Source organism: Bradyrhizobium sp. cf659, assembly GCF_900113725.1.
GTDB lineage: Bacteria > Pseudomonadota > Alphaproteobacteria > Rhizobiales > Xanthobacteraceae > Bradyrhizobium.
The window spans coordinates 199,570-218,667 of sequence record NZ_FOQJ01000014.1 but is presented as its reverse complement, the minus strand read 5'-3'; the positions used below and the strand labels follow the sequence as shown (position 1 = coordinate 218,667).

Annotated in this window: 15 protein-coding genes and 1 pseudogene; 7 read left to right on the top strand and 9 right to left on the bottom strand. The window is 61.8% G+C overall.

Annotated features, from left to right (window positions below; all coding sequences use genetic code 11):
- Nucleotides 1-83 precede the first annotated feature (83 nt).
- Nucleotides 84-1,041 (top strand): annotated as a pseudogene (locus BM118_RS36305) (IS481 family transposase).
- A 267-nt stretch (nt 1,042-1,308) separates the two neighbouring features.
- Here BM118_RS36305 and BM118_RS36300 read toward each other — a convergent pair.
- The 5 genes from BM118_RS36300 to BM118_RS36275 form a co-directional block, all read right to left on the bottom strand.
- Nucleotides 1,309-2,091, bottom strand: coding sequence for a CarD family transcriptional regulator (locus BM118_RS36300; RefSeq protein ID WP_177235006.1), 783 nt, complete (start codon nt 2,089-2,091; stop codon nt 1,309-1,311).
- 344 nt (nt 2,092-2,435) lie between these two features.
- Nucleotides 2,436-2,774 carry a ferredoxin FdxA gene (fdxA, locus tag BM118_RS36295; protein ID WP_027545217.1) on the bottom strand — a complete coding sequence of 113 codons (339 nt, stop codon included), beginning with the start codon at nt 2,772-2,774 and terminating at the stop codon, nt 2,436-2,438.
- Between the two features lie 132 nt (nt 2,775-2,906).
- Entirely contained in the window at nt 2,907-3,164 is a 258-nt protein-coding gene (locus tag BM118_RS36290) for an RNA-binding S4 domain-containing protein (protein WP_092192287.1), read from the bottom strand.
- Nucleotides 3,165-3,185: 21 nt separating this feature from the next.
- The gene (locus tag BM118_RS36285; protein WP_092192285.1) at nt 3,186-6,566 is read right to left on the bottom strand and encodes a helicase-related protein; all 3,381 of its coding nucleotides are present in this window, start codon (nt 6,564-6,566) and stop codon (nt 3,186-3,188) included.
- A gap of 870 nt (nt 6,567-7,436) precedes the next feature.
- Nucleotides 7,437-8,246 (bottom strand): DUF3108 domain-containing protein, encoded by an 810-nt coding sequence (locus tag BM118_RS36275; protein WP_177235011.1) that lies wholly within the window; start codon nt 8,244-8,246, stop codon nt 7,437-7,439.
- A gap of 565 nt (nt 8,247-8,811) precedes the next feature.
- Between BM118_RS36275 and rpmB the strand changes: the two genes are divergently transcribed.
- The 3 genes from rpmB (at nt 8,812) to BM118_RS36260 (ending at nt 14,255) form a co-directional block, all read left to right on the top strand.
- Nucleotides 8,812-9,120 (top strand): 50S ribosomal protein L28, encoded by a 309-nt coding sequence (gene rpmB / locus BM118_RS36270; RefSeq protein WP_027545221.1) that lies wholly within the window; start codon nt 8,812-8,814, stop codon nt 9,118-9,120.
- 252 nt (nt 9,121-9,372) lie between these two features.
- Nucleotides 9,373-13,230 (top strand): AAA family ATPase, encoded by a 3,858-nt coding sequence (locus BM118_RS36265; protein ID WP_143099579.1) that lies wholly within the window; start codon nt 9,373-9,375, stop codon nt 13,228-13,230.
- 38 nt (nt 13,231-13,268) lie between these two features.
- The gene (locus BM118_RS36260) at nt 13,269-14,255 is read left to right on the top strand and encodes a DUF4917 family protein (protein WP_092192281.1); all 987 of its coding nucleotides are present in this window, start codon (nt 13,269-13,271) and stop codon (nt 14,253-14,255) included.
- Nucleotides 14,256-14,265: 10 nt separating this feature from the next.
- Here BM118_RS36260 and BM118_RS36255 read toward each other — a convergent pair whose 3' ends face one another.
- The 3 genes from BM118_RS36255 to BM118_RS36245 form a co-directional block, all read right to left on the bottom strand.
- Complete coding sequence (locus BM118_RS36255; protein WP_092192279.1) at nt 14,266-14,544, bottom strand: DUF1488 family protein; 279 nt, start codon at nt 14,542-14,544, stop codon at nt 14,266-14,268.
- A gap of 289 nt (nt 14,545-14,833) precedes the next feature.
- Nucleotides 14,834-15,130, bottom strand: coding sequence for a hypothetical protein (locus BM118_RS36250; RefSeq protein WP_092192277.1), 297 nt, complete (start codon nt 15,128-15,130; stop codon nt 14,834-14,836).
- Nucleotides 15,123-15,419, bottom strand: coding sequence for a hypothetical protein (locus BM118_RS36245; protein ID WP_092192275.1), 297 nt, complete (start codon nt 15,417-15,419; stop codon nt 15,123-15,125). The genes BM118_RS36250 and BM118_RS36245 overlap by 8 nt, the downstream gene beginning before the upstream one ends.
- A gap of 376 nt (nt 15,420-15,795) precedes the next feature.
- Between BM118_RS36245 and BM118_RS36240 the strand changes: the two genes are divergently transcribed.
- From BM118_RS36240 to BM118_RS36230, 3 genes are all read left to right on the top strand, one after another.
- Nucleotides 15,796-16,143: a hypothetical protein gene (locus tag BM118_RS36240; protein WP_177234984.1), complete on the top strand. Its 348-nt coding sequence runs from the start codon at nt 15,796-15,798 to the stop codon at nt 16,141-16,143.
- 261 nt (nt 16,144-16,404) lie between these two features.
- Nucleotides 16,405-17,733: a T6SS phospholipase effector Tle1-like catalytic domain-containing protein gene (locus BM118_RS36235; RefSeq protein WP_092192271.1), complete on the top strand. Its 1,329-nt coding sequence runs from the start codon at nt 16,405-16,407 to the stop codon at nt 17,731-17,733.
- Between the two features lie 349 nt (nt 17,734-18,082).
- Nucleotides 18,083-18,328: a PilZ domain-containing protein gene (locus BM118_RS36230; RefSeq protein ID WP_161532589.1), complete on the top strand. Its 246-nt coding sequence runs from the start codon at nt 18,083-18,085 to the stop codon at nt 18,326-18,328.
- A 222-nt stretch (nt 18,329-18,550) separates the two neighbouring features.
- Here BM118_RS36230 and BM118_RS36225 read toward each other — a convergent pair whose 3' ends face one another.
- Nucleotides 18,551-18,958 (bottom strand): hypothetical protein, encoded by a 408-nt coding sequence (locus BM118_RS36225; RefSeq protein WP_092192267.1) that lies wholly within the window; start codon nt 18,956-18,958, stop codon nt 18,551-18,553.
- Nucleotides 18,959-19,098: the final 140 nt, after the last annotated feature.

The window sequence follows — 19,098 nt, the reverse complement described above, 5'->3', positions numbered from 1 at the left end:
TGTGGTCTTTCAGGAGGTTGTCCATCTGGTCTGAACCGAGGAAGCTGAGGTTGCGAAGCTTCAGTGTTCCAAGGAGAGACCAGATGAACGTCCACAAGAATGCGCCTTTGACGCCCAAAAGGTCGAGAGGCGATGGTGCGAAGCGTGGTCGAGGGCGGGCTGAGCCAGGCCGACGCGGCTTTCCAGTTCAACACGACGCCGAAGACCGTTGCCAAATGGGTCAAGCGGTTCCGCGAGGAAGGCGTAGAAGGGTTGCGCGACCGCTCCTCCAGACCCCACTCATCGCCGAGCCAAACCCCGCCAGCCACGTGCACGGTTGTCGAGGTCTTGCGCCGCCAACGTCATACCGGCAAGCAGATCGCAGCTAAGGCCGCTGTATCACCGGCCACTGTCAGCCGCATTCTGCGCCGCTTGGGACTAAACCGGATCCGAGATCTCGAACCGGTCGAGCCGGAACGCCGCTATGAACGCGAGACCCCAGGCGAGATCATTCACATCGACATCAAGAAGCTCGGGCGTTTCAAGCGTGTTGGCCACCGCATCACTGGCGATCCGAGTGGTCCGAACAAGAGCCGCGGCGCCGGCTGGGATTTCGTCCACGTCTGCATCGACGACCATTCCCGCGTCGCCTTCTCCGAGATCAAGCCCGATGAGACGGCGGACAGCGCTGTTCCCTTTCTCAAGGCCGCTGTGGCTTATTACAAAAACCTCGGCGTCACCGTCACGCGTGTCATGACCGACAATGGGAGTTGCTACCAGTCCTTCGCCTTCCGCGACGCTTGCCGGGACCTCGGCATCAAGCATATCCGCACCAAGCCTTACACGCCGAGAACAAACGGCAAGGCCGAGCGCTTCATTCAGACAGCGCTTCGCGAATGGGCTTATGCCAAAGCCTATCCCACATCAGATCGGCGCGCCCGGGAGCTGCCGATCTGGCTGCACCAATACAACTGGCACCGGCCCCACGGTGGTATAAAATCTCAAACGCCGATCAGCCGGCTCGGTTTGACCGAGGACAACCTCTTGAGGCTCCACAACTAGGCCGGGACGACACCGAGCTTGTTGAGGCGGCGGTTCACACGCTCGTCGTCCTGGACCAGCGAGCAAAGCGAGCGCCGATCCAGGACCCATAACCACAGGCTGCGGTTTGACGAGGGCTGTAGCTCCAAGCCGTTGCAGCAACTCAAAGCTGGGGTAATGGGTCCTGGCCTTCGCCAGGACGACGGCTTGGCAGGCGCTCCCCCCCAAACAAAAAGCCCGGCCAAACGGCCGGGCTTTTGATCTGTTGCGATCGACGCGACGAGAGGCTTACGCCGCCTCGTCGGCGACGGTGGTGTCGTCGCCATCGGTATCGTCGGCATCGCCCTCGGCATCCGCCTCGCCCTCGGCGGCTTCCGCCTTGGCGTTGCGGCGCGGGCTCTTGGCGAGCTGGGCCTCGATCTCCTTGACCGCTTCGGTCTCGGTCGAGTGCTGCACCACCGCGATCTCGCGGGACAGACGGTCGAGCGCCGCTTCATAGAGCTGGCGTTCAGAGTAGGACTGCTCGGGCTGCGACTCGGAGCGATAGAGGTCGCGCACGACTTCCGCGATCGCGACGATGTCGCCCGAATTGATCTTCGCTTCGTATTCCTGGGCGCGGCGCGACCACATGGTGCGCTTGACGCGGGCGCGGCCCTTGAGCGTCTCCAGCGCCTTCTTCACCAGCGCGGGCTCGGACAGCTTGCGCATGCCGACATTGGCGACCTTGGCGGTCGGCACGCGCAGCGTCATCTTGTCCTTGATGAAGTTGATGACGAACAGCTCGAGCTTCGCGCCGGCGATCTCCTGCTCCTCGATGGCCAGGATCTGGCCGACGCCGTGAGCGGGATAGACGACGAATTCGTTGGCCTTGAAGCCCTGACGCTGGGTCACGACCTTCTTTTCCTCGACCTTCGGCGCAGCAGCCGCCGGCTTCACGGCCGGCTTGGCAGCAACAGGAGCCTTGGCAGCAGCAACAGGGGCCTTCGGCGCAGCGGACTTGGCAGCGGGAGCCTTGGCAGCAGGCTTGGCAACGGTCGCTTTCGCGGCCGGTTTGGCAGTCTTGTTAGGCATTGCGCTTCTTTTGTTCTTCGAGGACTTTGCAGCCGGCGCCTTCGTCGCGGTCCGACCCTTGGATGCGCTACGGCTGGCCGCGGCGACTTTTTTGGCCTCCTTATGGGAAGCCCTCGCTGAAGTACTCTTTTTACGCGTTTTCTGTGACACAGCCTGCGCGCGGAAACTGCCACGCCCCTGTTCGACATTTGGTTTCACGGGAACCCAGAAGGGCCAACGGGGCTGACGGGGTTCGGCTTAATGTGCCCAATATAGCACATTTCCCGCAAAAATCAATGATTTAGGGGTCTTCAGGCCTGGTTTTCGGCGGTCACGCCGCTATTAGGGTTAAGTTTGCGGCCGAATTAGTCTCCGGAGCCGGGGTTCGGAGAAAAATATTTCTCGAACTTTCCCTCCATGCCGTCGAATTCCTTGGCGTCGGCGGGTGATTCTTTCTTCTGGGTGATGTTCGGCCAGCTCTTGGCGTAGTCGGCGTTGACCGACAGCCACTTTTCCAGGCCCGGTTCCGTGTCCGGCTTGATGGCGTCGGCGGGGCATTCCGGCTCGCACACACCGCAGTCGATGCATTCGTCGGGATGGATGACGAGCATGTTCTCGCCCTCGTAGAAACAGTCGACCGGGCAGACCTCGACGCAGTCGGTATACTTGCACTTGATGCAGGCTTCAGTGACGACGTAAGTCATCCAACGCTCCGAAAAGCTCTTTCAAAAGTCGCGGCTTGCGTAGCGCGGATGGCCCGGCGCCGCAAGGTCGGGGACGGTCGATCATGACGGCTTTGCGCGATTGATCGACCAAGAAATGAATTCAAAGCGCAATTAATTGCGCTTTCCTTCGCCGAGCTCCTCGTAGAGCACGCGCGCCGAGGCGGCATCGCCGCGGCGCTCGGTGAACGCGATGACTTTCAACACGCGCACAGTGCGGTCGAGCGCGATGGTGAGCACGTCGCCGGCCTTGATCGCATGCCCCGGCGAGGTCTCGCGCACGCCGTTGACGCGGACATGGCCGGACTCGACGAGTTCAGCGGCGGAGGTGCGCGCCTTCACCACCCGCGCGTGCCACAGCCATTTGTCGATGCGCTGCCGCTCGGTCGTGGGCTACTCCTTGCGCCCCGCGAGCTGCTCCTTCAACGCAGCGAGCTTTGCGAAGGGCGAATTGGGATCGACCGGCCGATCGCGCTCGCGCGGGTTCGCGCTCGAGGCGTAGGGGCGCAGCGACGGCCCGCCCTGGCGGTCACGGCCCTTGTCGCGGTCGCGGCCGCGATTGTCGCGGCCCTTGTCGCGATCGCCGCCGAACTTGCCCTTGTTGCGATCGCGATCCTTGTCGCGGTCCTTGCCCTGGAAGCTGCGGTTCTTGTCGTCGCGCCCTTCGGGACGCGGCGCGCCCTCGGCACCACCTTCGCGGCCTTTGCGGAAATCTCTGCCGCCATCCCTGCGACCGCCATGGCGATGACGCTCGCCGCGCTTCTCGCCGTCGGCTGCTTGCGCGGCCTCGCCTTCCGCGGGCGCAGCACCCGCCTCGGCGCCTGCCTGGGGACGGGGCTGGTGATGGTGACGCTGGTGGCGATGACGCTCGTGGCGCGGCTTGCGATCCTCGTGACGGCCGCCGGGACGCCAGACCTCGACCAGCTCGGGCTCGGCGGGTGCGGCCTCGACAGGCGCAGCAGCATCGGGCGATGCAGCGGCTTCGACCGCGGCGGCTTCGGCAGGCGCGGCTTCAAGGCCGGCAGCCTCCGCAGGCGCAGCGGCTTCTTCGGCCGGCGGCGCGATGCCGGGAGCATCTTCGGGCGTGACGGGAGCCTCGGGCGATGCTTCGAGCGCCGGCTCGTCCTGCGCGGGCTCGTCGTGCTGCTCCATGCCGGGCGCGTCTTCGACGGTGACTGCGACCGCAGCGGCTTCGATCGGCGTGTCTGCGGCGGCGGAGTCCTCGACCGGTGTTTCGGTCGCCGGCGTCTCGGCGGGCGCCTCTGCGCTGGAAGCTTCCGCAACAGGCGCCGCCACAGGCTTCGGCGGCAACGGCGGACGCTTCTCCATGCGATAGCCGAGCGCACGCAGCACCGAGGCGAAATCTTCGCCGGCGGAGCCCGTGAGCGAAGTCATCGCCTGGGTCACCACGAAGCTGCGGCCGTCGAACGCGCCGGCGGGCTTTTCGCCGGGCGAGTTATCACGCCACGCCAGCGCCGGACGGATCAGATCGGCAAGGCGCTCCAGGATGTCGACGCGCACGGCACGCTCGCCGGCCTGCTTGTAGCCGAGCACGCGATAGGCATCGCGCGGCAGCTGCTTGTCGACCGGGAACGAGGTGCGGCCCGAAGATGCCAGATGCTGCGCGCCCGAAAGCGAGGACAGATCGACATTGTCCTGCTTCAGCGCCCACAGCAGCGCGGCGAGCGCGCGCGCGGCGGGCTTCAAGAGGCCGGGGAAATAGAGGTGATAGGCGCCGAAGCGGACGCCGTATTTGCGCAAGGTCGCGCGCGAGGGCTGGTCGAGATCCTTCAGCTCGTTGGCGATCTTCGGCCGCTCCAGCACGCCGAGCGCCTCGACGAGCTGATAGGCGATGCCGCGGGCAATGCCGGTGACGTCCTCGGCCTTGCTGAGCTCGAACATCGGCCCGAGCAGCTTTTCGATATGCGTCTTGAGCCAGAGGTCGAGCCGCGTCTGCACCTTCTCGCGCGGGCTGCCGGTCAGGCGCTCGTCGGAGATGATGCGGATGCGCGGATGCAGCGCGTCCTCTGCGGCGGACAGTCGCGCCACGGCATCGCCGGTCCAGCGGATGGTGCCTTCCGAGGTCAGCACGAACTGCTCGTCCGGCGCGTTGCCCAGTTTTTCGGCGCGCGTGTTGATCTCGCCGGCGAGCACCGCTTGGGCCGCAGCCTGCAAGGCTTTCGCATCGGAACCGGCTTCCGCCGCATCCGGTGCAAAGGTGAAGCCATCGAGACGGCCGATGACATGGCCTTCGACGATGACTTCGCCGGTCTTGCCGATTTCAGTATTCAAGCTCGTGTTCTCCCGCAGGCGGCGCATCAATACACTGGTCCGGCGATCAACGAAACGCTCAGTCAAGCGTTCATGGAGCGCATCTGACAATTTATTTTCGACCTCCCGCGTAATCCCCTGCCAGTGTTCGGGGTCGGCGAGCCAGTCCGGCCGGTTGGCGACGAAGGTCCAGGTGCGGATCTGCGCGATCCGGCCCGACAGCGTGTCGATATCGCCGTCGATGCGGTCGGCCTGGTCCACCTGGGCCGCGAACCAGGCATCGGGAATGCGGCCTTTCTGCATCAGGAAGCCGTACAGCGTGGTGACGAGCTCGCCATGGGCCGCCGGCGACAATTTTCGGTAATCGGGGACCTGGCAGGCCTCCCACAGCCGCTCCACGGCCAGCTTGCCATGTGCGGTATCGCGCACATCGGCGTCGCGGGCGACGTGGTCGAGCACGCGCATGTCCTCGGCGATCGGCGCCCGCGTCAGCACCTCATGGCCGGGGGAGAGGTTCAGCGACACCTGGAGCGCGCCGAGCGAGGAGAAATCCAGCCTCGAATTGCGCCATTGCAGCATCTTCACGCTGTCGAAGGTGTGGTTCTGGAGCGCGTTGACGAGCTCGGGCTCGAACGGCGCGCAGCGGCCGGTGGTGCCGAACGTTCCATTCCGCGTGGCGCGGCCGGCACGGCCGGCGATCTGCGCGAATTCGGACGGCGTCAGGCGGCGGAACTGGTAGCCGTCGAACTTGCGGTCGGAGGCGAAGGCGACGTGGTCGACGTCGAGATTGAGGCCCATGCCGACGGCGTCGGTGGCGACGAGATAGTCGACGTCGCCGTTCTGGAACATCGACACTTGCGCATTTCTGGTGCGCGGCGAGAGCGAGCCGAGCACGACGGCCGCGCCGCCATGCTGGCGGCGGATCAGCTCGGCGATGGCGTAGACCTCGTCGGCCGAGAACGCGACGATGGCGGTGCGGCGCGGCTGCCGCGTGATCTTGCGGTCGCCGGCAAATTCAAGCTGCGACAGCCGCGGCCGCGTGATCATGGACACGCCGGGGAGCAGCCGCTCGATGATCGGGCGCATGGTGGCAGCGCCCAGCAGCAGCGTCTCGTCACGGCCGCGGCGGTTGAGGATGCGGTCGGTGAAGACATGGCCGCGCTCGAGATCGGAGGCGATCTGGACCTCGTCCACGGCGAGGAAGGAGACGTCGAGATCCCTCGGCATCGCCTCGACGGTGGAGACCCAGTAGCGCGGGTTCTTCGGCTTGATCTTCTCCTCGCCGGTGATCAGCGCGACGCTCTCCACACCCTTGCGAGCGGCGATCTTGTTGTAGACCTCGCGCGCGAGCAGCCGCAGCGGCAGGCCGATCATGCCGGAGGGATGCGCGAGCATCCGCTCGATGGCGAGATGGGTCTTGCCGGTGTTGGTCGGCCCGAGCACCGCAGTGACGCCGGCGCCGGGTGCGCGCTCGGAGGCGAAGGGGAAAGGGGGAAAAGCCATTCTGGGGATTAGGTAGTGCCGATTTGGGCGAATGTCAGTGCTGTTTGGGGCGGCGCGGCGGCTGGGCGCGGTCAGGGCAAGGCGCGAAGCGCTTGGAAGTCACCTCGCCCCGCTTGCGGGGAGAGGTCGGATCGCGAAGCGATCCGGGTGAGGGGGACTCTCCGCGAACCAGCTATCACCGAATCCGCGGAAGCAGCCCCTCACCCCAACCCTCTCCCCGTAAGAACGGGGCGAGGGAGAAGAAGGAGCCGCCCGAACCTCGCGCAACTGTCTCACTTTGCGACGCTTTTCCCTGTGTCCTTAAGCATCGGAACGACTCTAGAACGAATCGCGGCCGAATCGCTGACTCCTGCCAGAGTCCTGTTCCGTTCACGCAACATGTCGCGGCGCCCCGTGTTTGATTGCACTAGATGGAGTTTTGGGCTGCCGCACAAGCGACGTTTCGGTGGCGGGTTCCTTAAAATTGGGGACGGCGCGGAGTCGAATCAGAATCGGGGAGGAGTCAAATGGATTCACGGGCCCCGTCATGCGCGGGCCTGAGCCGCGCATCCATCGACAGACGAGCTTTTCCCAAGCGGGATGGATGGCCGGATCAGGCCCGGCCATGACGGGCATGGGCACCCCAAAACTCATTTTCGCGAAAACAACCCCATGCACAGTAGAAACGGCGCGCGGGTGAGTGGCGGGGTGGCGGCGGTTAAGGTGTTGAGGTTGTGCGCCGAATCGCTCCGCTCGTCATTCCCCGGCGCGACGCTAGTCGCGTGTCCGGAATCCATCAGGGCGCAGCGTTTGTCTCACGATGGATTCTCAGGTGCGCAATTGCGCACCGTAGTTCGCGCCGAGGGGCGCGCCCCGGAATGACGGAGAGAATTACTGCGTCTTCGCGACCCGTGGCGGCTGGGCTGATGTGATGAAGCTGGTCGCTTCCAGCATCGCGGGTCCCAGCGGCGTCGGCACTTTCAGCCAGAACGGGACCAGGATGCGCGTGCCGGCCACGGGTGCGAAGGCGATCTCGATGTTGCGCTGGGCGGCGAGATATTTGATCACGGGGCGGTCGGGGATGTAGCCCGCCACAGGCACGAAATAGAGCGCGCAGACGACGACGGGGCCGTGATAGCCCTTCTCCGCCTTCACCGTCTCCATGCGCTTGAAATCGAGCTTGAGGTCGTAGCGCATGCGGCCGTCGAACACCGGCGCGGCGTTGTGGCAGGCGTCCGGCGTCACGGGGTCGCCGGTGCCGGGCACGCGCAGCAGCGAAGCCGTCATCGGGTCCCAGACGCCGCGTCGATGCGCGTCGGTGACGACGATACGATCAGGGTCGACCGGCGGCTCCGGCACGATGCCGAACTCCTTCACATTGCCCTTGTCGAGCGTGATGCGGATCTCTTCGGTCTTCTTCGAGGTGGTGGTGGAGGCCTGGTAGCCGGTCGCAACCAGCGCGCCGTTGACGACCCGCCCCTGCGAGGCGCCGGTGCCGGACCCGCCCGCGAACGACTTCAGCAGCCCCGTGGTGCCGCCGGAGGCGGCCGCGGCGAACACGTCGTCCTGGATGTCGATGTTCCAGGCGCCCCTGCCGACCGGAATGCCCGCCAGCGTCGCCTCATACTGCGCCTCGAGCTTGCCTTGCGCCGCAGCCGGCTTCGCCTCCCAGGCGAAGGCCAGCCCGCACAGGGCCGCCATGGCCAGCCGGGCGGCAAACCGCGGACTGGCGATGCGCGGCCTGGGCGCAAGTCGGGGGAAAATGAGCACGAAACAATCCAATCGGGGCGCGACGGTTGTTATTTAAGCCAAAAACCGCGGCAAACAATGTGTCCGGGCGTAACAGGCGCGGAACTCCACCGGAGTCTTCGGGGGCGAATACGCCCTTTATGTGATGGTAAGGCACTTCAAACACTGCCGTTTTGGTGATCGTCTTCGCCTCTCCCCGCATGCGGGGAGAGGCCGGAATGCGCGCTGCAAGCGCGGATTCCGGGTGAGGGGGAGTCTCCGCGGGGGCGCTGCCAGACAGTCGCCCGCCAATTCTCACCACCCCCCGCGGAGAGCCCCCTCACCCCGACCCTCTCCCCGCAAGCGGGGCGAGGGGGAACTGTCAGCCGCGGGGCCCAAAACCCCGCCCCAAAAACTTGACGTCCCGCCGCTTCCCCCCTATACGTCCGCCGCTCCCTGCAAGGACAGAGAATTTGCCCCCGTGGCGCCCCGAATGGCGGCCGCAACTCGTTGGGGGCTTAGATTGAGGATTTGTGACATGTCTCGCCGCTGCGAACTGACGGCCAAGGGCCCCCTCGTCGGCCACAAGGTCAGCCACTCCAACATCAAGACCAAGCGCCGCTTCCTGCCGAACCTCGTCAACGTGACGTTCATCAGCGAAGCCCTGGAGCGCAACGTGCGCCTGCGCGTCTCCACCAACGCGGTCAAGAGCGTCGACCACAATGGCGGCCTGGACGCCTTCCTGCTCAAGGCCAGCGCCGACGCCCTGTCGCCGCGCGCCCTCGAGCTGAAGCGCGCCATCCAGAAGAAGGTCGGCGACACCGCGCCGGTCAAGAAGGCCAGCTAAGCGAATTTTTTCGAATTGGGCGGGGGCTAAGTAGCGTCGCGTGGCGTAGGCTTAGCCAAGTAGAGTTTTGTGTAGCGGCCGGATCGAAAGATCCGGCCGTTTTGTTTTTGGGGGGCGCGCCCATGCACTCCCGCTTTCACAAACCTGTGCCTAATCGCCTCGCCCTAAAGTTATACCGCACCAACTCGCTCGAAAAGGTTGTACTCGTCCTTATTGCTCGTTTTTCATTTTGTGAGCTGAGGATTTGCATCGATGTCAGCTTCGTTTTCGGAAGTGACAAAAAAACTCCTAGCCGGCCAAAGCGTGGCTTGGCAGAAATTCGGCGAGCACAAAGCAGGGAGTATAAGGCTAGAAAAGCCTGAACAGCGCCGCCTGCTTGAGCTCCTATTAAGCGCTGACACTGACAAAGTTGCTAGCGGTGACGAAAGTCTCTTCACCGGCCTAGTCGCGGCGTGGGAGAACAACCAACACGATCCGGCGAATGTGGTGGCAGCAGCGCCGACCTCATCCGGCCATAAGTCTTGGCGTCTCACCCGCGTCGAGGCTTCTGGCTTCGGCGGCCTCACTATTTTTGGCGGCAAACCTTTCGATCTATATGTCGGCGGGTACAATTGGTGTCTAGAAGGCCAAAATGGATCCGGCAAAACATCGCTAGTGAGCGCAATTCTGTGGGCACTGACGGGCTATCGCATTCGAGAGCACGAAGGACCCGTGCTCGAACAGGGATTGCGCGAAGACGTCGACGGCGACGACGGGAAACGGATTGGGACGTGGCCTCCTCTAGCGGCTTACCCGACCGAAGCCGCAGACCTGCAGAAATCTGCTGATGTTTCGGTTCGCCTAACCTTCGCTTCCAACGATGGCAGTACCGCAACGGCTTTTCGTCGCATCGTTAGCCCAACCCAAGGAACTCCAACATTAGAAGAGCAACTCGATCCTGCGATTGTTGATGCACTTCGACTCGCCGAAATCGGCATACTTATGCCAGCACGCATCACCAAAGTCGGCTTCGGCAAAAGCAGCCTAACCCTCTATGAGGCCGTCAAACAACTTACTGGCCTCGATCGGTTATCTGACATCGCGGATGGCTGCGCGGCATTCGGAGCTGCCAACCGAAAATTCATGAAATATGCAAAAGATAATCGCATCGATCTGCACGAAAATCGATTCTACGAAAACATCGAGAAGGCAAAGCAACTCGCAGGCGAGTTTGATTTTGCGCTGCCATCTCCGTTGACGCTCGAGGATGAAATAGATGTTTCACTCAAAGAGTCGGCGCGATTGGCGTCCGAATCTGCGGGCAAACATCTCGAGACGTTGAAAAGTGAGATATCACCGAACGTAGATATCAACACTTCTCAAGGACGCACTACCGTCAAGACAGCCGTTTCCGATGCGCGGGGGCTCGTTACCCAGGGAACCAAAGCGATACCCTTGTTTCGAATATGGAGGGCTTTAACTAGTGCCCTTAGCGATCCTAACTTTTCCAAATTTGTCGATGCTATTCCTGCGGCAAGGGCCAGCCTTGACCAGGCCCTAGGCTGGCACGAACGTCAGACTGCGGACGGCAAACTGCGTTTGAAGGCCATAGCGGCCCAGAGCTTCTTACCAGTGCGCTCGGGTGACGCCGAGTGTCCTCTCTGTGAGTCTCCGCTCAATGACGAAAGCAAGAAAGCGTTAGCCAGCGAACTTGAGGAGCTAAAGACAAATTCCGATGCGGCCGAGCGCAAGCTGGGCGATGCGTGCCTAAACATCCAAGAAACCACGGCCGCCTTTCTGCCAGCGGAGGTGTCCGCTTCGCGCGGCATCATCGATCAAATGAATCCGAGCGATTCATATTCAAAGGCTATGTGCGACGCGTTTACATCCGACAACTCGTTCGCAAGCATTCTCGTGGGCCTTACAAAGTCCGTCAGCTCGACGATTTCTGAGCAATGTAAGAGCCTCCCCATCTTCGCCTACCCGGACTTCAAAGCTCCCGATGGTGAACCGGAGGCGGCAATCAAATTGAGGCAAGAGCTCCATCTGTTAGAGCGGCTCATCGCACTTGTCGGATGGTGGGAGGCGAACCGACCGAAATTCTTGGAAGCTTGGATCAACCTAATTGGGAAGCAGTTGGAGGACGGCTCGTTTCCAAGAGGAAGCGTTGAGGGAAAGCTCTTTGAGTTAGAGCAAGCATTGAACCACGCGCGCCCCCTAGATGATCTATCCAGAAACTTGACCAGCGCAGCTGACGCGGCAGGGACCTGGTTAAATATCCAAAAAGTCCAACAAACCCGAGAAGCGATCCGCGATTCATTAGAGCCACTTAAGAACCTGAGAGCCCTCGTTGCAACTGAGACCACGAGCTCAATTGCCGCACTATCTCAGACAATAAATTCAATATGCGAGCGGGTCGTCCTGAGAGAGCGCTTAGCCTACCAGCAGACGACCATCAGCAGAAAGGAAGTAAGTGTAAGTGGTAGCTTCAGTCCCGGCATGCAGATTGACGCGGCCCTGGTTGCGAACACGTCATGGTTGCGGGCCATTTTGTGGTCTTTCATCCTCGCCTTACGAGAGGAAACACTTCGAGCGCTAGGATGGAATCCGCTTCCAATTGTAATCCTTGATGATCCACAGGCAACTTTCGACCCACGTAACAAGCGAAGATGGGCACAAGAGCTTGTTCGCTGCGCGAACCTGGCTGAATCTGAGTTGCTCCACTCGCAACTTGTCGTGACAACGCACGAACGCAGCTTCTACCAAATGCTTGTGGACCACGAGAAGTTTAGGGCGCAACAGGGATTAATCGGGGCGGTAAACAAGGTTTCAGGGGTAGCCACCGTCGCCAATGGCGGCGAGCTTCGTCGAATTTACGACGATGCAAAAGCCAACAATGACGACGCAATAGCACGCGATTACATTCGGAAGGTCCGCATATATTGTGAAGACCTGATCAAGTTCATGCTTAGAGGCATTAGCAGCCAAGTACCCGACTTGACCCTCAGCCAACTGAAGGAGGAGCTCAAGAGACTACGCCAAGATCACGTTGCTCCATTTGATCGAAGGCCGTTCGAGGCACTCATCAACGCCCTCAATGAGAGCCATAAGGCTATTCAATACATGAACGACCCTCATCACAAGGACGATGAGAGCTTCGGTGTCGCAGAGGCTGACGTTGTTAAAGAGTACTGGGATAAAACATTACTCGACAGAATACATACCGCATTCGGCGTATTCGACACGTTTGAGCGATACACCGGCGAGCCCCGGACGTTCCCCTGGGCAAAGAACGTCATAGACTTTCCAACGGGCCACAAAGATCGCGTCAAACAATGCGTCATGCGTCAGACTGGCGTCGCAGCTGCCGCAAAAACAGACGGGCGCGTCGGAGACGGAATTATCACTGTTACCGAATGGACTACAGGTGAAGAAGTCAGGCTACCCAATCACGACGTCTTCCAACTTGCCGCTGGGACGCTTGATCCCGTCGCGAGCATTGGCGATCTGATTATCGTAAGTAACTACGCAAAGGTGAATGCTCGAAACCTTGTGATCGCCGCATCCGGAAACACGTTGTTAGCTCGCCGCCTAAATCGACCCGAGAACCACGCCGAAATTGCCGTTTTGACGGGGCAAGCCGTGGACCCCTATTCTATTCCTGAACCTGTAATCGTGCCACCCGACACTGGCTTCCGAAAGATCGTTGGCACCCTATTTACGTCGCATCTTTTGCCGCTCCCGCCTGCCGATATCGAAAAGGAATTCCTGGAAATACCGGATCTAGACATCCTAGGCCGGACGCTGAAAGACTCGCGTCTCTTTAAAGTTAAAGGTCGCTCAGCTGAGCCCGTCGCACTCGACGGTCAATTTCTCATGACGAACAATAAGCCAGTCAAGGCAAACGAGATAGCGACGTTAGATGGGAGACTCATTGTGGCCATCGACGAGGATGGCGCGCGCTACTTCAAGCGGCTGCGGTGTCATGGCGCTCTAGTGGTCTTGGAGAGCCTAAATCCAGATGGACTGACACCCGCTGAACTACTCAGTTTGGATGGATCTCATTCCTTACCGAGATTAGCGGAAGTACTCGAAGTTGTCGGCATCCTCTTCGAATTACCAAACAACTAGTTCACGCCCGATCAGCATTCTTTGCGAGGCAGAACAAAATGGCCAACGAGGATGAACACAAGGTCATCTTATTTCAGGAAGCTCTTGTATTATCCGAGAATGTTGAGCGCTCGGTACTGATCGGCAACGGCTTCTCATACGCCTATTTCAACTACGCTAACCTTCTTAAGAATGCAGGGCTCGAGACGAATGAATGTTTATTGAGCTTATTCGATGCTCTCAAAACAGTGGACTTTGAATATGTAATAAAAACCTTAGAAGACGCTGCACTTGTCGAGGAGAAATACAACAAGGCTGCGCGGGCCCACGCATTGCGCAAAGAAGCTCAGAAGCTCCGACGCGCTTTGGTCCACGCGATACGCGCTGTACATCCGAACTTCCACACAGAGGTAGCGGGTCTCGCGCCTGCTCTTGAATTCATCGACCATTTCTCCAATTTGTTCACGTTGAACTATGACTTCTTACTTCATTGGATTCGGTTACAGGATACTGAATCATTCACTGACGGATTTGGCCTCGGCGAGGATGATGGGGAATTTCGGGGCCCTTTCAGCGAAGAGGCATGGTGCAATGTATACAACCTTCACGGTGGGCTTCATTTATTCTCAGATGCGGATGGAGCTGTACGCAAGCGCATTGGAGAACCAGCAATAATCGAGGCTATTGGCAAGACCATAGTCGAAGGCAAAAGGCTACCGCTCTATGTAGCTGAGGGAACTTCCTCGCAAAAGCTCGCAAAGATATTCGGTTCTCCGTACTTGCGGCACTGCTACGAACAAATCAAACTGTGCGAAGGCGCGTTTTTTGTTTTTGGCCATTCGGCAGATAGAAATGATGAGCACATCTACCTGCAGATTTTCCGAACCGGCATAGATCATCTATACTTTTGCGTCCATAACCCGACACCTGCCGGGCTTGCACAATTGAATGCAGAACTCGTTCGCTACAGGGCGCTTTCAGAATCCAACGTGGGATTCACCTTTGTGGATTCGGCTTCTGCCAATGTCTGGGGCGCGGCTCCGTAAGCCCGTCCCCCTACCCCCGAAAATCAATGCTCCGCAGCACGATCCCCGGCGGCTTGCCCTCGAACTCCGTCGCCCTGTACTTGCTCGCGGCGCGCGCCTCGATGCGGTCGCGCAGGCGGGTGAACTGGGCTTCGCGCTGCTCGGGCCTCGCCTGCGGGCCGCGCTCGAGATAGTCCATCGCGGAGGTCGAGATCGCGCAGGCGATCTCCTTCGATCCGTCCTGCATCAGGAACTGGACGATGCCCCGGTCCTGTTCGTAGCCGACGAAGCGGCTGCTCGTGAGTGTCATGGTTTACTCCCTTACGCGATTGCACCCTGGCGCGGTTGGCGCGTGGTTTCGGCGCCGCCGCGGCCCGTGAATTCGTCTCGTTGCCCGGCCTGATGCGCAATTGCGCATGGGGGCCGGGACTCATGAGTCCGGTCAGCGTTGTGGAGGCACGCTGTGGCCATGCTCATTCACAATAACTCAATTCGGTGGTTATGGGTCCTGGCTCCCGTGCGCAATGGCGCACTAGGCCAGGACGACGGCTGTGTTCCACGTGCACACCGTTGCTGCCGCGCTCCGGCCGGGATGGCCTTCAACTGTCGCCACTGAGCCTGGCAAAATCGTCGAACAGCGCCGTCACCAGCGCGCGGTGGCGCGTGTCCTCGGTGGAGAGGCTGGCGGCATAGAGGTTGAGCAGGTAGCGCGCCTTCACCGCGGCTTCGGGCCACGAGGTGGCGGGTACCGTCATCAGGCGGTTCTCGAGATCGGCCTCGCGCTCGCGCAGCTCCCTGACATTGTTCTCGACTTCGGCCAGCGCGCGGCGCAGATCGGTCGCCTTCTGGGCGGCCATGCCGCGATGCCTGTCGAGATCGACCGGGGTATCAGTCATGGGAGACGCTCTGGGCGACGCTCGCCTGCGCGGCCTGCGCATCCGCGGCTTGCGCGTCCGCGAGGTCAACCGAGCCGATCGACAGCATTTCCGTGATGCCGCCGCGCCCGCCTTCGGCCGGCACCGTGATCATGGTGGCGACGCGGCGCCAGCACGGGAATGACAGGCCCTCGATCATCTCCTCGTCGGTGACGACGTCATAGTGGCCCGCGGGCAGCACTCGGTCGATGCCGTGGATGCGAAACGGATGCCTGAACGTGACGGTTTCTCGCCGCGAACGGATGGTCATGCACGCCTGCCTTCCTGCGAAGCGGAGCCCCAACCGACGCAGGGTTGTTGCGAGCATGCGCTCCTTGGGCGGCAATAGCCAGCAATATCGTCGCCGCGCCGCGCGCGGCTAGGGCCGCAGCGCGCGGCGTTTTAGTCCTCGCTATTGGCGGGGGGCAGGCGTAGGCTCGACCCTATCACCGCACTTCCTGCAACGGCATCGACCGGTGACTGAGGGTCACGTGCGCTCCCGCCGATAGACCAGCTATCAGGGCATGGTGTTGTCATGCTCTGGCAGGAGCGTGCGATGCCGCGGTTTCGCGTCTCGGAATGGATCGTTCCACAGGTCGACGTCGCGCTGTTCCTTCTGCTTCTGGTCTGCGCGGCGGCCATCCTCAATGGCTAGGACAATGCGCGTGCCCTATCTGGTCAGCGGTACCAACGAATATGGCTGCTCCAATCTCGGCCGCGGCAGCGCGACCGTGGCGCTGCGGCTGGCGCGGAAGCTGCTGCGCGAGGGCTACATGGACGTGCGCGTCTGCACGCCGCGCGGACGCGTGCTGCAATCGGACGAACTGGACGAACTCAAACCCTCACAGGAGACCTGCGCCATGGCCAAGGGACAGCAACGCGGCAATCGCGAAACCAAGAAGCCGAAGAAGGACAAGGCCAAAATCATCGCCGCGGCGCCGAGCCGCAAGGACGCGGTGTGGCAGCCGGACTTCGGACCGACGAAGAAGAAGTAGGCGGCGGCGAACCCTGCCTTCCCTTCTCCCCTTGTGGGAGAAGGTGCCTTGCCGAAGGCAAGGCGGATGAGGGGTGTCTCTCCGCACATTCGAAGAGAGAGATGAATACGCGGAGAGAGACCCCTCACCCGTCTCAATCGCGCTGAGCGCGATTGATCCACCCTCTCCCACAGGGGGAGAGGGTAAGAACCCCACCGTCTCCTTCCCGTCGCGCTTTTTTGCTATACTCGCCCCGGTAGCATTACCGGGAGGGGCCGACCTGTGGAGCACGAGCGCAAGATCGAAGCGAAGACCGAACCGAAGAACCTCGTCATCTGCTGCGACGGCACCGGCAACGAGATCAGCGAGAACATCTCCAACGTCCTCAAGCTCTATCGCTGCCTGCGCAAGACCGACAAGACCTCGCCGCGGCAGATGGTGTTCTACGATCCCGGCGTCGGCACGGTGACGGAGCCGACGACGTGGCACCGCCTCAAGGCCAACGTCAATCTGGTGCTGGGGCTCGCCACCGGCTACGGGCTCGATGACAACGTGCTGTCAGCCTATAGCTTCCTGGTCGAGCACTACGCGCCCGGCGACAAGATCTACCTGTTCGGCTTCTCGCGCGGCGCCTACACCGTGCGGGTGCTGGCGGGGCTGATCCACAAAGTGGGCCTGATCTCGCCGGAGCAGGCCAACCTCGCAGGCTCGGGCCTCGTCGCCTACAAGCAATATTCCGGCTCGGGGCGCGGCAACGACATCGCGGACCTCAGGGACGCCGGCTCCGACGACGACGGACCGCTGCCGCAGGACAAGTTCGACCTCGCCGCGCAGTTCGCGCGCATCACCTCCTCGCGCTGGCCGACCATCCACTTCATCGGGGTGTGGGACACCGTGGCGAGCGTGATCGTGCCGCGCGCCGACCGGCTGTACTGGCCGAGCATCGAGGAGCTCGCCTTCACGCTGCGCAATCCGAGCGTGAAGATTTTTCGGCAGGCGATCGCGATCGACGAGCGGCGCTGCATGTTCCGCCTCAAGCAATGGCGGGAGCCGCAGGAATATTGGAGCAACCGCTTCGTGCCCGACGACAAGAAGGAGCCGCAGGACATCATGCAGGTGTGGTTCGCCGGCGTGCACAGCGACGTCGGCGGCGGCTATCCGGAGACCGAGAGCGGGGAGTCGAAATATCCGCTGATCTGGATGATCGACGAGGCGGGGAAGGCCGGCCTCAACTTCAACCCGCGCACCGTGAACCAGCTCGCCTGGGGCGTCCAGCGCAAGAACTCACCGTTCCAGTATGTTGCGCCCGCCTACACCGGCAAGACCGGCGAATTGCACAATTCGATGACGGCGGCCTGGCGGCTGCTGGAGTATGTCCCGAAGAGCGCGAAGTACAAGGAGTGGCCGGAGCGAAAAGTGTTTCTCGGCTTCTACATCCCCGATTGCGAGCCGCGTCCCATCCCCGAAGGCGCGCATGTGCACGAGAGCGTGGTGAAGCGGATGGCGGTGGAGCCGGACTACCGGCCGGTGAACCTGCCGAAGACGTACGAGACAGTGCCGATGCCGGTGCCGCCGCATGTGAGGGTGGCGGCGGAGGCGGAGACGGTGTGAGGGGCTGCGCTCAAGACGACGGTGATGGAGCGGCAGGCTCGCGCAACACTTTCCGCCGTCGTCCCGGCGAAGGCCGGGACCCATAACCCCAGGGAGTGGTTTGGCGAAGACTCGCCGTTCGGGACTGCCACCGTCCACAGCCGACAGATCACGCGGTATGGGTCCTGGCTTTCGCCAGGACGACGGCGGAGCTTGAGGCAACGCCGCCGCACCCCGCTACCGCCGCTTTCTCCAGTCGCCGCTACTTTTCATTAAAATTCTCGCGCCGACCTTAGCCGGATCGCATCATCTCCCGTGGATCATCGGAACCTACCACCGCGCTATCCGCGGAATTGGAGGAGATGTGCCAATGCATCCGCGAAAGTTCGCCCGTGTGAAGCCCGCAGGACTGGTGTCGCGCCAGGCCAAGATCATCACCGACCCGCGCGCGCCGGTGATCCCCTGCACGCTGATCGACTATTCGCCCGGCGGCGCCTGCGTCGATCTCGGCGGCCAGGTGAGCATCCCCGACCGGTTCGAGCTGCTGCACGTCAACACCAAGAAGCGCTGCCGCATCGCCTGGAAGCGCGGCACGCGGGTCGGCGTGGTGTTTTGAGGGGGATCGCATTCAGCCGTCTAGACTGAACGCCGGCCGCGCCCTCCATCGTCGTCCTGGCGAAAGCCAGGACCCATAACCACAGGGAGCAGTTTGGCGAAGACTGGTTGTTCGGTACGCCTGCCGTCCGCAATCGATAGACCTCGCGGCATGGGTCCTGGCTCCCGTGCGCAATTGCGCACTAGGCCAGGACGACACCAGAATTTGCGGCGACGACTTTGCCTACTTCCGCATCCGCGCCTTCGCACCCGCGACGATCTGCATGGCGACGCCGGCGATCCAGCCGAACAGGACGAGCCAGGTCCAGGTCATGTGCGGCTCGAGCCGCAGCACGATGACGGCGACGGAGGCGAGCGCGGTGAGCGTGGCGCAGAGCGTGCCGGCGGAGCTCAAAAATTCCGCAGCGTCGATGGCGCTGTGCGCCTCGTCGAAGGGCTGCTGCGGCGTGTCGATGCCGAGATAGAAACCGACCGCACCGAGCCCCATCATCACCAGCAGGAAACCCTGCGTGGTGAGCGGAGCGATCGCCGATCCGACATAGGCGCCGACGAACAGCCCGCACGCGGCCCCCGCCATCGCGAGGCCCACGCGCTCCAGCACGTGAGCAGCGTTGCGAATACGAAAATGCATGGCGGGCCTCCGTGAGGCGTTGAACGTGGAAAGGTTAGGCCAGTTTTGCGGGAGGTGGAAGCTGAGGGAGGTTACGGATGCGTGAGGGCGCGGCTGCGATCTCGCAACTTAAACCTATCGGGTTACTCCCTATGATCATG